The following is a 14,367-nucleotide window of genomic DNA, read 5'->3' as shown; positions in this document are numbered from 1 at the left end:
CGATCCGATGGCCGCGCTTTTTCCTAAAATAGGGGGGTTAGTTGACGGAGGGACCATGTCGCTTGACGCCTACCGCCGGACCCAGTCGATATCGGCGACCCCGCGGGCCACCGAATATCGGCTGATGAGCCAGGTGACCGGGGATATGATCCAGGCCAGGGAAAATGGCCTGAAAGGAGCGGCGCTGATGCGCCCTCTGCACCGCAACCGCGAGGTGTGGAGCACGCTGGCCATCCTGTGCGGCTCGCCGGGCAACAAGCTGCCCGCGATGCTGCGCGCGAGCATCATCTCGCTGGCGCTCTGGGTGGAGCGCTACACCAGCGACGTGATCCGCCAGCGGGACTCGATCGACGCGCTGATCAGCGTGAACTGCGCCATCATCGAGGGGCTCGCCATGGAGAACGGCTCGCACCCGCCGATGGCGGAGAATGTCCTGCCCGTTTAACGATTGGTAATACTTTCCCCAGCATCGGACCCTCCGACAGGAGACGGTCATCCGCATGACGGAAACGGGGGCATCGATGAACCTGCCGGGAAGAGCTGTTCCCGAGCGGGCATTGCGGCGGTCGATCGGCGCGGCGCCTGCCCTGTGGGGTGCCGTGGCCGTGGCGATCTGCGGCGTGAGGCTGGCCGCCGCGGCTGGCGGCGATCGCTGGCCGGCCTTTCTGGATGAGGTGGATCGTGCCATGCCCTTGCTGGTGGCGCTGGGCGCGCTCTCGCTGGCGCTGCTGCTGATGGCGGCGACCTATGGCGTGGGGCGCAGGATCGCGCTGCCCTGGCTCGCTCTGCCGCTGCTTCTGCTGGTCGCCGCCCTGGTCCGCGCGGCGGCGGCTCTTCCTGCCATCCTCTCGGGGCCGGTGCCGGCCGAGATCGGTCTGGGCGGCGTGGTCGGCCCGCTTGCCCTGCTGCTGCTCGTCGAGGCCCTTTTCCTCGCGCTCAGGGACGAGCGGCGATCGAGTCAGCAGGCCATCCTGCTGGCCGCCTGCACGCTCGCGCTGTCGGGCTTCTCGGCCGGGCTCGCTTATCTCTGCACGACATGGTTCGTGGCGCTCGATCCGCGCATGATCCTCTCGATGCCGGTGGCGCTGCTGGTGGCGAGCCTGTCGCTGGCGCTGATGCACTGGCAATATCGCGCGGGTCGTCAGGACCTGCCGTGGAAATGGCGCATCGAGGGATGGCTGCTGCGCGGCTTCTTCGCGCTGTGCATCACGGCGCCCGTCGTCTGCGCGCTGCTGCTGCTCTGGGCGGTGCGCTATTCGATGCCGTCGCCCCGCTTCGTCGAGCTGGTCCATCTGTGCGTGCAGATCATCGTTTCGGCGGCGATCCTGTGCTGGAGCTGGTCGCGCATCCGCGTCGAGATGGGCGCGCACAGCGAGCTGATGGGCGCGCTCGACACGATGCCGATCGCGCTCGTCAGCCTGCGCGGCGAGATCCAGCACTGGTCCAAGGGCTGCGAGCGGCTCTACCATTATTCTGCTGAGCAGGCGCGGGGGCGCATCAAGCACCAGCTTCTCGGCATCGACGTGCCCGGCCGCTGGGAGGGGATGGTCGGCCGCCTGCGCGCGGGCCTGCCCTGCGAGGAGGAGATTTTCGAGCAGCGCCGGGACGGCGTGCCGCTGGTGGTGCTGGAACAGGCGCGCATCATCCACCGCACGACCGACCGGGAGCCGGTGATCGTGCTCTCCATGACCGACATCACCGCCCGCGTCCGCGCCGAGGAGGCGTTGCGCGCCAGCGATACGCGGCTGTCGCTGGCGGTGGAGGCGCATGGCATCGGCATTTTCGAATGGGATGCGAAGTACCGCACGCTCAACCTGTCCTCCGCCGCCGAGCTGCTGTCCGATCTGGCGCCGGGTTCGTTCCGGGGCGGGCTGGCGCGGTGGCGGCGGCATCTGCGCTCGGTGTTCGACGTCGAGCTGATTCCGGCGGGCGGGGAGACGGGGCGCCGCGTGTCGAGCTTCGACTTCCGCCTGCGTCGCCAGCGCGAGGGGGAACGGCTCTGCGCGATCGAAGGCGCGGCGCGGTGCGTCTATGCGCCCGACGGCCGGCTGGTGCAGCTCATCGGCGTGATGTTCGACCAGTCCGAGCGCGAGCAGCGCGCGGCGGCGCTGCGCGAACGGGAATCGATCCTTCGCTCGATCGTGCGGACGGTGCCCGACGCGATGATCTCGACCGATGAGGCCGGCATCATCCGCACCTTCAGCGCCACCGCCGAGAAGCTGCTCGGCTATCGCGAGAGCCAGGTGATCGGGCACAGCATCGACATGCTGCTGCCCGAACGCCACCGGACCGACGGCACCCCGTTGCTGGGCGAACGGCAGGGCAAGAGCCAGAGCTTCGCCCTGCTTCATCGCAACGGGGCGGACATCCCCGTCGAAATCGCCGTCGGCGAGGCGTGGATCGGCCGCCAGCGCACCTTCATCGGCTTCTTCCGCGACATGACCGAACGGCTCGCCAGCCAGACCCGCCTCGCCGAGCTGCGCGAGGAGCTGATTCACGTCTCGCGCCTGCACGCGATGGGGGAGGTGGCCGCCGGCCTCGCGCATGAGCTGAACCAGCCGCTGGCCGCCACGGCGAACTTCCTCGGCGCGGCGGAGGTGCTGCTCGAACAGGCGGGCGACAATCGGGAGCAGGTGCGCGAGTTCGTCCGGCTCGCCGGCACCCAGTCGCTGCGGGCCGGCGAGATCATGCGGCGGATGCGCGATTTCTCCTCGCGCGGGCCGGGCGGCCTCAGGGTCGAGCGCCTGTCGGAGGTGGTGATCGACGCCGTCGATCTCGTCTTCGCCGGGCGGGCGGCAAGCCGTGCGGCCATCTGCATCGACATCGACCAGGCCGTGCCGCTGGTGCGGGTGGACCGCGTCCAGATTCAGCAGGTGATCGTCAACCTGCTGCGCAACGCGCTGGAGGCGCTGGCCGACGTGCCGGACGGCGCGCCGCAGATCCGCATCCAGTCCCGCCCGACGGGGCGCGGCATGGTGGAGATCGAGGTGTGGGACAATGGCCCCGGTTTCCCGGCCGAGGTATTGTCGCGGCGCTACCAGCCCTTCTTCTCCACCAAGAAGGACGGCATGGGCATCGGCCTGTCGATCTGTCGCCGCATCATCGAAGGCCATGGCGGTGCGCTGACCATCGAGAGCCTGCCCGGCGCCGGCGCTGCCATGCGCTTCACCGTGCCGGGCGCCGACGCGGCGGAGCAGGAGGCGGCATGAGCGTGCGCCATCTCTATATCGTCGACGACGACGATGTCGTGCGGGCGTCGCTTCGTGGGCTGATGTCCACCCAGCCCGGACTGGAGATCCGGGAGTTCTCCTCGGGCGATCGCTTTCTGGAGGCGATGCACGATCTGGAGCCGGGGTGTCTGCTGCTCGATCTGCTGATGCCGGGCCGGCAAGGCATGGAGGTGCTCCAGACCGTTTCCCACGAATCCGCGCGTTTCGCGGTGATCATGCTCACAGGCCAGGGCGATATCCCCGCGGTGGTGCAGGCGATGCAGTTCGGTGCGGTGAACTTCCTCGAAAAACCGTGCGACCACCGGATGCTGATCACCGCGGTCAACAGCGCCTTCTTCCAGCTCCAGCATGAGCGCCAGCAGCGGATGAGCCGCGAGACGGCTCGCGCCAAGCTGGATTTGCTGTCCGGGCGCGAACTCGATGTGCTCCACGGCCTGATCGAGGGGCTGCCCAACAAGCTGATCGCCCATCAGCTCGAGATCAGCCCCCGCACGGTGGAGATCTATCGTGCCAATCTGATGGAGAAGCTGGGCGTGCGGAGCCTTTCCGAAGTGCTCAGGATCACCTTTGCCGCCGGCATGGACCTGAAATAACCCCTGCCGGGGCCCGTCGCGGGGCAAATGCCGCCGCGATGCCCTGAAATAGTCCTTCGCGGCGGCCTCTTCGTGCGGCTGCGCGCCGTCGGCATCCTCTCCTCGTCCTATAATTCATGAAGGCTACGAGCTTCCCGCGCGGAGCTGTCGCGACCTCGCCAAGCAGGATCGTGTCCGGGCGCACCGTACGGCCCCTTCATCAGAAGCAAAGGATCAAAGATGCTGGATGCCCTCAACAACTGGCGATTAACACGAAAGATGTTCTTCGCCTTCGCGCTGATCGCGATGGTCATGGCCGGGCTCGGGCTGACGGCCGTCGTTTCCAATCGGGTGATCGACGCGGCGAGCCGCGACAATGCCGAGCGCGACGTGCCCACCACCGCCTCGCTCGCGCGGATCGTCGGCTATGTCCGTGAATATCGCATCCTGATGTTCGCCCATCTGAATGCGCGCAATCCCGCCGAAACCGCCGAGATGGAAGAGCGGGTCGCCGGCAATCACGCCAACATGGTGAAGGAGCTGCAAACGCTCTCCGGCATCGCGAACCCGGACCTTTCGGGCGATATCGCGAAGCTCAAGTCGGACATCGAGAAGCTGGAGGAGGTGAACGCCCGCACCCTCGCGCTCAGCCGGATGGGCAATCCCGCGGCTACGCTCGATCTGCTCAAGAGCGACGGCAAGCGCGCGTCCCATACCGTGCTCGACGACGGCAGCGACTTGCTCCAGAAGGCTATCGACGGCTCCAACGCCGCCCACGCCAAGGCCAGCAGCTTCGCCAGCCTGATGCATTATGTCATGCTGGCGCTGATCCTCGCCTCGATCGGTTTCCTCGCCTTCATCTGGAAGCTGCTCAACGACACCTTCGTGGAGCCGCTCGGCGAACTCACCAACGCGACGGTGGAGCTGGCGGAGGGTGCCCTCGTCGACGTGCCTCATTCCGACCGCGCCGACGAACTGGGCGAGATCGCCAAGGCGGTCGATCAGTTCCGCCTGATGGCCGTCGCCAAGCAGGAGGCGGAAGAGGCGGTCTCGAAGGAGAAGGCACTCGTCACCTCCAAGCTCGGCAGCGGCCTCGCCTCGCTTTCCAGCGGCGACCTCACCGTCGAGCTGTCGAGCGATTTCCCGGCGTCGGTCGGCTCGCTGCGGACGGACTTCAACGAAGCCATCGTGAAGCTGCGCGAGATGATCGGCTCGGTCTCCGATACGGCGGCGGGCATCCGCACCGGCTCGGACGAGATCGCCCAGGCGGCCGAAGACCTCGCCCGCCGCACCGAGAGCAACGCCGCCAGCCTGGAGGAAACCTCCGCCGCGCTTGCACAGATCGACGATCGCCTGAAGGCGACGGCCAAGGCGGCCGCGCGCACCGTCGAGCGCGCCGATCAGGCGATCGCCACCGTCGGCGGCGGCCGTTCGATCGCCGATGAAGCGGTGCAGGCGATGGAGCGCGTCCGCGCCAGCGCGACCGGCATCGACTCCGTCATCGAAGGCCTCGACAAGATTGCCTTCCAGACCCGCGTGCTCGCGATGAACGCCGCGGTCGAGGCCGGCCGTGCCGGTGATGCGGGCCGCGGCTTCGCGGTGGTGGCCGATCTGGTCAGCTCGCTTGCGATGCGCGCCGAGGAAGAGGCCAAGCGCGCGCGCGACCAGCTCACCGTGACGCAGACCGACATCGTCACGGCGGTGAGCGCCGTGGAACGTGTCGACGGGGCGCTGGCGGATATCTCGGGCGACGTGTCCGAAGTCCATTCGCTGCTCGGCACGATGGCCACCGACAATCAGGCGCAGTCCGCCGCGATCACGCAGATCAGCGCCGCGGTCGGCTCGATGGACCAGGCGACCCAGCAGAATGCCGCGATGGTGGAGGAGACCTCCGCCGCCGCGCGCAACCTCTCGCGCGAGGTGAACTCGCTGGCCGAGCAGGCGGCGCTGTTCAAGGTCCGCAACTCGTCCGCTCCGGTGGCGCGGAAGGCGGAGAAGCCGGCGGCCAAGCCGCGCCCCGAAACCGCTCCGCGAGCCTATGTCTCGCCGGTGAAGGCGCTGCCGGCGGTGGCCCAGGCGGGCGGGCGTTCGGTCGGCCCGGATGCCGGCAACGACGACTGGTCGGATTTCTGACCATCGTCCCGATCCCCGGCGGCCACCGCCGCCGGGGATATTCTCAATGTTCGGAAGCGTTCGGCAGGGGGGACGCGAACAGATCGTCGATGCTGCTCTGCCCGATGCGCACATCGATCAAGTCACAGCCCGGCGCATGGCGCGGCAGGATGAGCGTCGCCAGGCAATCGGCGATGGACGGATCGGAAGCGAGGCCGATCGTCGTCTCGATATCGGGCGTCGAAAGCCCGGATTCCCGCAAGCGCTGCGCGGCGGCATGCCACAGTTGCAGCGTGGAGCGGACGTCGAACTGGAGCGCGATCTGGTAGATCGGGATGGCGGCGCCGGCGCGATGCCGTGGCGGGGGCGCCACGCGCTCGACCATGCGCTGCCGGAGGCTCGTCTGCATGGGCTGCTCCGAGAAATGCAGGAACGGTTTATAGGAATGTGAAATGGGGAGCGCTCCTGCGGCGTCAGTGGCGGAGCTGCGAGCCGGCCTGCATCACGGCACCGGTCGCTTCGGCCGCCTCGATCACGGCACGGTCGAAATCCTCTTCCGCGATGAGCGGCCATTCGGCGCACGGCCGGACCGTGTCGGGAAGCACCACGGTGAGCGGCGCCGGGCTGGCGGGGGCGCCGCCGCTTTCCAGCTTGATCGAGCGGGCGCGGCTGCGCAGCACGCCCACCTTCCGGTAATCCGCCATAACCCTGTATTTCTCGTGCGAACCGGCGATCTCGCCGATCGTCTTGATCGCCCGCTTGGCGATCTGCCGCGCGCGCTCCTTGGAGATGCCGTTGGCTTCGAAGGATTCGCTGCCATCGATATCCAGCAGGCGCCCGTGGATGATCTCGCGGTCGCGCTGAAGGCGCTGCTCGAGCGATTCCAGCTCCTCGGGCTCGATGCCGTGAGTCGAGGAGCGCAGATAGCTGGCGGGCGTGCCGTCGGCCTGCGCCGGGCGGCGCTTCGGGCGGGGGCGGCGCTTGAGCTGCTCGATCGCGGCAGCGCGCAGATGCTCGATATAGCTGTCGATCAGCGCGTGGAGCGCGGAGGTGGCGAGATAGTCCGACGCGCCGGTCTCGGCGAGGATATGGGCATTCTCGTCCTGGATCAGGCCTTCCAGCGTGGTCTGGTCGCCCTCCGGCCCGTTGGCGACCGAGTTGATCGACACGGTGGTGGCGTCCACCTTCTGCGCGGAGGGGCGCTGGTCGGTCATCAGGCGGAAGCGGAGGCTCTGAAGCTCGCCGCGGATCTGCCAGTTCACGAAGGTGGTGAACTGCGCCTTGGCCGGATCATAGGCCTGGATCGCGCGATGGACGGCGATGGCGCAGACCTGTTCGGCATCCTCCCAATGGCCTGCCAGCCCATATTGGCGGATGAAGTGGCGGACGCGCGGGGCGATCAGCTTCATGATCCGGGCGAAGGCCTTGTCGACCTCATGGCGCTGGCGGGGCGTGCCCCGTCCTTCCTCGTCCTTCGGCATGTTGGCGATGACGACGGCGACCGCCGATTCCAGAGCGATGGTGGTCTTCGACATGACGTGCCCTCCGTTCGGGGGCGGATGATCGCCGCCCTCCCCACGTCACTCGGGCTACTTTCTAGGAGTTAATGAGAAGTTAATTCCATAATGGATTTATGAAACAAATCCCATAATTATGCGTTGCGCGGCACCTTCTCCGTCCCGAGGGCGGCGAAACGCTGCGGCCGGACCGCGTGCGCGACATAGCCGAGCAGCCATGCGCGATGCGCACGGGTGGCGTCTCCCGCCTCGGCGATTCGCTCTTCGGCGGCGTGGCTCCCGATCTGCGCCTTCAGCAGCTTGCGCGCGCGGTCGGGGCTCAGCTCCCCTTTCAGGAAACGGATGGCGTCGCCCAGGCCGAGATGGTGGCCGACATAGGCGCTCTGCGCGAGGTTCTCGACGCTGCTGCCCACCGCCACGCCGGCGGCACGGAGCTGATCGAGGTTGGAGCGCGCATAATCCGCGATGGCCTGGATCGCGGTGTCGCCGTCATAGCGGAGCTGGAGCAGCGCCGAGCGCGCATCGGACGCCACGCGGCCATGGCCGTTGAGCCAGCCCTGTGCGCCCGCAATCTGGTGGAGCCAGGTGCCGGGGCGCTCGGCCTCCGAGATCCACGTGCCGCTCAGGAACTGGCCGAGCCCGGCCGCGCTCGATCGCGGATTGCGGGAGAAGGTGAGCCAGCGTCCGTCCGGCCCGGTCGCAGCCTCGGCCTGGACGATCGTGGCGAGGAGGGCGGGGGGCAGGCCTGTCCGCTCTGCAGCAGCGCTCAGTGTCGCCGCATAGGGTGCATTGGCGCCGAGCCCTCCGGCCGCCGCATCGCCGCCCTGCGAGCCCGATCCATTATGGGAGGAATGTCCGTCCGGGTCGGGCAGCGGCACGCCGGGCGGCGGCGCGGCGATGGGCGGCGTGGCCACCGGCATCCCGTCGCCGCCGAGCAGCGCGACCAGCGCGTCCAATCCCATGTCCGGGCTCTCCGAACGGCCCGGCCCGGCCGGGGAGGACGCGGCATCGCCCCCCAGCGCGGCCTTCCACAGCCGGCTCGATAGCTCGGAGCGGGCCTGCGCGTAGATCAGCGCGGCCTTTTCCTGCGGGTTCACCTGCTCCGCCGTGCTGGCGGAGCCGCTGCGGATATGCCCGATCATCGCCGGTCCGTGAGGCGCAGGAAACGCGTCGCGGCCTGATCGTCGAGCCGTGCCTGCTCGGCCGTGGCCTCGGCCTGTCTCTGCTCTTCGCGATAGTTGCGGGCGGCATCCTCGATCGCCTTCGACATGCCATAGGCGGCCGTGGCGCGCGTCCGAAGCTGGGTGAGTTGAACGTCGATGACCGCGCGATCCTCGGCCAGCCGCTGCCGCTCGGCATGCATGCGGGCCATATAGGCATGGGAGGGGAAGAGCAGATCCTCGCCCGCGACATGGCGCTCGCGGCGCATCACGGCGTCGGCGTCCACCTGCGCATTCTCGATGGTGACCAACCGCTCGACCTGCACGTTGATCGCGACGCGCATCTCGTCGATCTCCCGCCGCTGAAGGCGGATCGCGCCATCAAAGGGTGTCTTCATCGCCAGTCTCCAGAAGCGCGGCGAGGGATGCGAAGGCGTCGGCGGCATGCCCCCGCTCGGCCTTGCCCTGCCGCAACAGCGCCTCGATGCGCGGCGCGGTGCGGATCGCCTCGTCCACCTCGGCATTGGCGCCGGGACGATAGGCGCCGAGACGGACCATCTCCTCCATGTCGCCATAGGTGGAGAGGATGCGCCGCGCCTCGTTGCGCAAGGCATTCTGCTCATCGTCATGGGCGTAGGGGAGGGTACGCGAGATCGACTTGAGCACGTCGATCGCAGGATAGCGGCCGCGCTCGGCGATCTTGCGGGTGATGACGACATGGCCGTCGAGAATGCCGCGCACGGCATCCGCGATCGGTTCGTTATGGTCGTCTCCATCCACCAATACGGTGAAGAGGCCAGTGATCGAGCCCTGCCCCGGCAGGCCTGGACCCGCGCGTTCGAGCAGGCGGGGCAGCTCTGCGAAGACGGTCGGCGGATAGCCTTTGGTGGCCGGCGGTTCGCCGCTCGCCAGCCCGATCTCGCGCTGGGCCATGGCGAAGCGTGTCACCGAATCCATCAGGCAGAGGACATGCAGCCCCTGATCGCGGAAATGCTCGGCGACGGCGAGGGTCGTCCACGCGGCCTGCCGCCGCATCAGCGCAGGCTCGTCCGAAGTGGCGACGACGACCGTGCTGCGCGCGAGGCCCTCGGGGCCGAGATCGTCCTCGACGAACTCCTGCACCTCGCGCCCGCGCTCGCCGACCAGCCCGATCACCGCGACGTCGCACTGCGTCCAGCGCGTCAGCATCGAGAGCAGGGTAGACTTGCCGACGCCCGAGCCCGCGAACAGGCCGAGCCGCTGCCCCCGGCAGAGCGGCGCGAAGATGTCGAGCGCGCGCACCCCCGTCTCGACCTTGGCGCCGACGCGGGCGCGGACCGAGGCGGGTGGCGGAGAGGCCTTGATCGGGCGCGGATCGGCGCCCAGCCCGAGCGGCCCCTTCCCGTCGATCGGCCGGCCGAGCCCGTCGATCGTCCGCCCCAGCCACGCCTCCGACGGACGCAAGGTGAACTGGCCGGCGACCAGATCGGCGCGTGCCCCGGAGGCGATGCCCTGCGGATCGCTGAACGGCAGGCACTGCGCGATGCCGCGATCGAGGCCGGTCACTTCCGCCTCCACCATGCCGTCGGGCGCCGCGATGCGGATGCGCGAGCCGATCCGCGCGGCGCCGGCGAGCCCCTCCGCCTCGATCAGCGCGCCGCGCACCGCCACGACCCGGCCGTAGCGCTGGTCCGGCGTCAGCGCGCGCAGGCCGGCTGCGGCGGAGGCGAGCGTGGTCATGGGTGGCTTGTCGCGGCCGTTGCGGCGGGCGTGCGCGCCATCGCCTCGGCCTCATAGGCGATCAGCCAGCGGCAATCGGCCAGCGCGCGATAGAATTGCGAGGTCGCGACCTTCTCGGCGAAGGTGGCGCAGATCGCGCGCGCCTCGATCGACTGGAAGGCGGCGAGCAGGTCGCGGACCAGCATCAGGATCGTCTCGCGGTGGCGATCGAGATCGTCGGGGTCGATATAGGCCATCATGCACGCAAAATAGAGCCGCTTGGCCGGCGTATCGGCCTCCTCGGGCGTCATCACGTCGCGACCGCGCAGGATGGCGGCGTTGTTCTCTAGGCAGAGCTGCGTCCTGCCGACGGCACGCAGCACCGCCCCGTTCAGGATCATCTTCTCCTTGTCGCGCAAGGTGATGTGCAGCGGCATTCCGGTCCCCGTCAGTGTGTTTCCGATATTATAGGAGCATGGCGGGGCAGCCGGGTTCAGCTAGGAAAAATTTTCCCCGTATTTGGCGGGCTTCGGGCCCTTCCTACAATGATGCTGGCAAAGGACGGGATGCCCGAAGGCGGCCCGCCGACCACTGCGCACGGAGAAAGTTGTGAGCCTCTATTCCGCTCTGTATGCCGGCGTCTCGGGTCTGAACGCTCAGTCCGCCGCGATGGCGACGGTCGCCGACAACATCACCAACGTCAACACGGTCGGCTACAAGGCGGTCGCGGCCGACTTCAGCACGCTGGTCGGCGGCGGCGGCCATGGCGGCGCCTATGCCGCGGGCGGCGTCAACATGGTCACCCGGCAATATATCTCGAAGGCGGGCACGCCCTTGCAGACCGGCAGCAGCTACGATCTCGCCATCAACGGCAACGGCTTCTTCGTCGTGCGCGACGGCACGGGCGCGGACAGCAAGGTCGCCTATACGCGTGCGGGTTCCTTCTCGCCGGACGACTCCGGCTTCCTGAAGAACTCCTCCGGCTATTATCTCCAGGGCTGGCCGCTCGATTCCAACGGCAATTTCACCAACAACGGCAATCTGAGCGATCTTCAGACGATCAACTACAAGGCGCTGTCCGGCACGGCGGAGCCCACCACCTTCGCCAATGTGCAGATCAACCTGCAATCGAGCACGCAGGAGATCACGGGCTATACGGCGGGCGATATCGCCAAGGGCAATGTGACGGCGCAATTCTCGCGCCCGATCACCGTCTATGACGAGCAGGGCGGCGAGCATCAGCTCAACCTCGGATTCGTGAAGACCGGCCCGAACACCTGGCAGGCAGAAGTCTATGCCGTCCCGGCGAGCGACGTATCGGCGGCCGACGGCATCCTCGCCACGGGGCAGGTGGAGTTCAACCCGGACGGCAGCCTCGACGCGGCGGGTTCGGACCCGGCGCTGTTCGCGGGCCTCAACCCCGGCTGGACCAACGGCGCGGGCGCGCAGCCGATCAAGCTCGGCCTCGGCACCGACGGCAAGCTCGACGGCCTGACCCAGACGAGCGATGCGTCCGGGTTGATCGGCTCCTCGGTAGACGGCGGGCTGTTCGGCGCCGTCACCGGCATCACCGTCTCGGATAGCGGCGTCGTCAGCGCGGTGTTCGACAAGGGCGAGATCCGCCCGATCTACCAGCTTCCGATCGCCACCTTCGCCAACCCCGACGGTCTCACCGCGATCCAGGGCAATGCCTACACCGTGTCTGACGATTCCGGTAACGCGCTCATCAATCCCGCCGGCACGCAGGGCTCCGGCAAGATCACCGAGAACATGCTCGAAGGCTCGACCGCCGATCTGGGCACCGAGTTCACCAACATGATCCGCTTCCAGCGCGCCTACAGCGCCTCGTCGAAGATCATCACGACGGTGGACCAGATGCTTCAGGAGCTGAGCGACCTCAAGCGCTGACGCTTCCTCCCGGCCACCGCCCCATCCCCATCTTCCGATAGTCCGAAGGAAGCCATCCCGTGTCTCTCAACGACATTCTCGGAACCGCCATGTCTGGCCTCGCCGCCTCGCAGGCGGGGATGGGGGCGGTGTCCAACAACATCTCGAACGTCAACACGCCGGGCTATGCGCGGCAGAGGGTGGCCGTCACCAGCAATGTCGCGGCCGGCCGCACCAACGGCGTGCTGGTGTCCGAGCCGGAGCGGGTGGCGGACCGCTATCTGGAGAATGCCGTCTACCGGCGCGGCGGGGATGCCGGGCAGGCGGATGTCCTCTCCAGCTATCTGGATCAGCTCCAGTCCTATCTCGGCAAGCCGGGCAGCGGCACGGGCCTGCCCGAGCAGCTCAACGATGTGCTGGCCAACGCCACCAAGATGACCGGCTCGCAGGACCCCGGGCAGACCCGCAACCAGTTCGTCAGCAGCGTGCAGAACCTGCTCGATTCGATGGGCGGGCTGGATCAGGACATCGACGGGCTGCGCGCCAATGTCGCAAGCGACGTCAGCACCACGGTCAGCCGCATCAACGTCCTGCTCAGCAAGATCGACGACCTGAACGACACGGTGTCGACGCTCAAGGGGCAGGGCCACAGCACCGCCGGCCCCGAGGACGAGCGGGTGTCCGCGCTTCAGGAACTGAGCGGGCTGATGAACGTCACCGTCCGCGACCAGCCGGACGGCCGCGTGACGATCGACACCGCCTCGGGGCAGGCGCTGCTCGACGGCAGGCTGCGCCTTCTGAGCTATCCGGCCGGTAACACGGCCTCGCAGTCGACCTATCCGCCGATCGATATCCGCTTCGCCGACGCCGCGGGCCAGCCGGGGCCGACGACCGGCGAGACGATCGACGGCGGCACCATCGGCGGCAAGCTGGGCGGTCTGCTGAAGCTGCGCGACAAGACGCTGCCCGCTTATGCCGAGCGCATGGGCTCCATGTACGGCGGGCTCGCCGGTGCGCTCAACTCCGCCTCCAATGCGGGCACGACGCAGCCGGCGCCGCAGTCGCTCGACGGCCGGCCGAGCGGGCTCATCGGCAGCGACCGGCTGGGCTTCACCGGCAAGGCGGTGTTCGCCGTCACCGCGCAGGACGGCACGGTGCTCGCCACCACCACCATCGATTTCGACGCGCTGGGGCCGACAGCCACCGTCGACGATGCGGTGAACGCGATCAATGCCGGGCTCGGCGGGCTGGGCACGGCGACGCTCTCGGCGGACGGCACGCTCAGCATCAAGGCGGCGAACTCGGACAACGGCGTCGCCGTGGCGCAGGACCCGACGACGCCGAGCGATCGCGCCGGCGTCGGCTTCTCGCAATATTTCGGGCTCAACGATCTGGTGCGGAGCGACGGCAACCCGCTCGTCCCCTCGGGCTTCGACGCGACCGATCCGACCGGCTTCGCCACCGGCCAGACTGCGCAGATCGTGCTGCGCGATTCCGCGGGCCGCGAACTCGGCAGCTATACGCTGAGCGGGGCTCCGGGGCAGACCTTCGGCGATGTCATCAACGGGCTCAACGGCAGCTCGCTCTCGGCGTTCGGCAGCTTCGCGCTGGATGACCGGGGCCAGATCCGCTTCACGCCCAATGCGCAGGCGGCGGGCGCCACCGTCACCATTCCATCCGACTCCACCAACCGCAACGGCACCGGCGTGTCCTTCTCGGCGCTGTCGGGGCTGAGCGGCGATTATGCCGGCCTGTCCTCCGCCAAGGTGCGGCCCGATATCGCGTCGGACGTCTCGCGGCTGCCGCTCGCGGTCTACAAGGCCGGCGCCGCGGTGGGCGAGAACGGTATCGGCAAGGGCGACACCACCGGCGCCAACAACTTCATCGACGTGCTGAACGGCCAGGCCGATTTCGGCAAGGGCGTGAAGAGCAGCATCGGGCAGTATGCCAACCAGCTCTTCGGCGACATCGGCAACGACGCCGCGCAGGCCCAGACCAACGCCACCGACACCGCCGCGCGCCGCGACGACGCCGTCAACCGGCGGGACAGCTTCGCGGGCGTCAACATCGACGAGGAACTGGCCCAGATGGTCGTGCTGCAAAACAGCTATTCGGCGGCCGCCCGCGTGCTGACCACCGCCAGCAGCATGTACGACACGCTTCTCAACATGGTGAGCTGAGGGAGTTTGGT

At 68.2% G+C, this 14,367-nt stretch carries 12 protein-coding genes; 6 read left to right on the top strand and 6 right to left on the bottom strand.

Annotated features, from left to right (window positions below; all coding sequences use genetic code 11):
* Positions 1-55 precede the first annotated feature (55 nt).
* From flaF to ST3T6A_RS0102565, 4 genes are all read left to right on the top strand, one after another.
* Entirely contained in the window at positions 56-445 is a 390-nt protein-coding gene (gene flaF, locus ST3T6A_RS0102580; RefSeq protein ID WP_019831326.1) for a flagellar biosynthesis regulator FlaF, read from the top strand.
* Between the two features lie 55 nt (positions 446-500).
* Positions 501-3,209, top strand: a complete 2,709-nt coding sequence (locus ST3T6A_RS21035) for a PAS domain S-box protein (RefSeq protein ID WP_083937299.1) — start codon at positions 501-503, stop codon at positions 3,207-3,209.
* The gene (locus ST3T6A_RS0102570; protein ID WP_019831324.1) at positions 3,206-3,823 is read left to right on the top strand and encodes a response regulator transcription factor; all 618 of its coding nucleotides are present in this window, start codon (positions 3,206-3,208) and stop codon (positions 3,821-3,823) included. Before ST3T6A_RS21035 ends, ST3T6A_RS0102570 begins: the two co-directional genes overlap by 4 nt.
* 219 nt (positions 3,824-4,042) lie before the next feature.
* Positions 4,043-5,935 (top strand): HAMP domain-containing methyl-accepting chemotaxis protein, encoded by a 1,893-nt coding sequence (locus ST3T6A_RS0102565; RefSeq protein ID WP_026359364.1) that lies wholly within the window; start codon positions 4,043-4,045, stop codon positions 5,933-5,935.
* 43 nt (positions 5,936-5,978) lie between these two features.
* Here the strand turns inward: ST3T6A_RS0102565 and ST3T6A_RS0102560 are convergent, their stop codons facing one another.
* From ST3T6A_RS0102560 to ST3T6A_RS0102535, 6 genes are all read right to left on the bottom strand, one after another.
* Complete coding sequence (locus ST3T6A_RS0102560; RefSeq protein ID WP_019831322.1) at positions 5,979-6,323, bottom strand: hypothetical protein; 345 nt, start codon at positions 6,321-6,323, stop codon at positions 5,979-5,981.
* Positions 6,324-6,387: 64 nt separating this feature from the next.
* Entirely contained in the window at positions 6,388-7,449 is a 1,062-nt protein-coding gene (locus ST3T6A_RS19135) for a sigma factor (RefSeq protein ID WP_019831321.1), read from the bottom strand.
* A 116-nt stretch (positions 7,450-7,565) separates the two neighbouring features.
* Positions 7,566-8,573, bottom strand: a complete 1,008-nt coding sequence (locus ST3T6A_RS0102550; RefSeq protein ID WP_019831320.1) for a hypothetical protein — start codon at positions 8,571-8,573, stop codon at positions 7,566-7,568.
* Positions 8,570-8,989, bottom strand: coding sequence for a hypothetical protein (locus ST3T6A_RS0102545; RefSeq protein ID WP_019831319.1), 420 nt, complete (start codon positions 8,987-8,989; stop codon positions 8,570-8,572). Before ST3T6A_RS0102545 ends, ST3T6A_RS0102550 begins: the two co-directional genes overlap by 4 nt.
* The gene (gene fliI, locus ST3T6A_RS0102540) at positions 8,973-10,310 is read right to left on the bottom strand and encodes a flagellar protein export ATPase FliI (protein WP_019831318.1); all 1,338 of its coding nucleotides are present in this window, start codon (positions 10,308-10,310) and stop codon (positions 8,973-8,975) included. The genes ST3T6A_RS0102545 and fliI overlap by 17 nt, the downstream gene beginning before the upstream one ends.
* Complete coding sequence (locus ST3T6A_RS0102535; RefSeq protein WP_019831317.1) at positions 10,307-10,726, bottom strand: flagellar biosynthesis repressor FlbT; 420 nt, start codon at positions 10,724-10,726, stop codon at positions 10,307-10,309. The genes fliI and ST3T6A_RS0102535 overlap by 4 nt, the downstream gene beginning before the upstream one ends.
* A 172-nt stretch (positions 10,727-10,898) precedes the next feature.
* Here ST3T6A_RS0102535 and ST3T6A_RS0102530 point away from each other — a divergent pair, with 172 nt between their 5' ends.
* Positions 10,899-12,197 carry a flagellar hook protein FlgE gene (locus tag ST3T6A_RS0102530; protein WP_019831316.1) on the top strand — a complete coding sequence of 433 codons (1,299 nt, stop codon included), beginning with the start codon at positions 10,899-10,901 and terminating at the stop codon, positions 12,195-12,197.
* A 59-nt stretch (positions 12,198-12,256) separates the two neighbouring features.
* The gene (gene flgK, locus ST3T6A_RS0102525) at positions 12,257-14,356 is read left to right on the top strand and encodes a flagellar hook-associated protein FlgK (RefSeq protein WP_019831315.1); all 2,100 of its coding nucleotides are present in this window, start codon (positions 12,257-12,259) and stop codon (positions 14,354-14,356) included.
* Positions 14,357-14,367 lie beyond the last annotated feature (11 nt).

Source organism: Sphingomonas sp. PR090111-T3T-6A, assembly GCF_000383095.1.
GTDB lineage: Bacteria > Pseudomonadota > Alphaproteobacteria > Sphingomonadales > Sphingomonadaceae > Solisphingomonas.
Note: the sequence above shows the minus strand (reverse complement) of the source record. Positions and strands in the feature narration are given on the sequence as shown.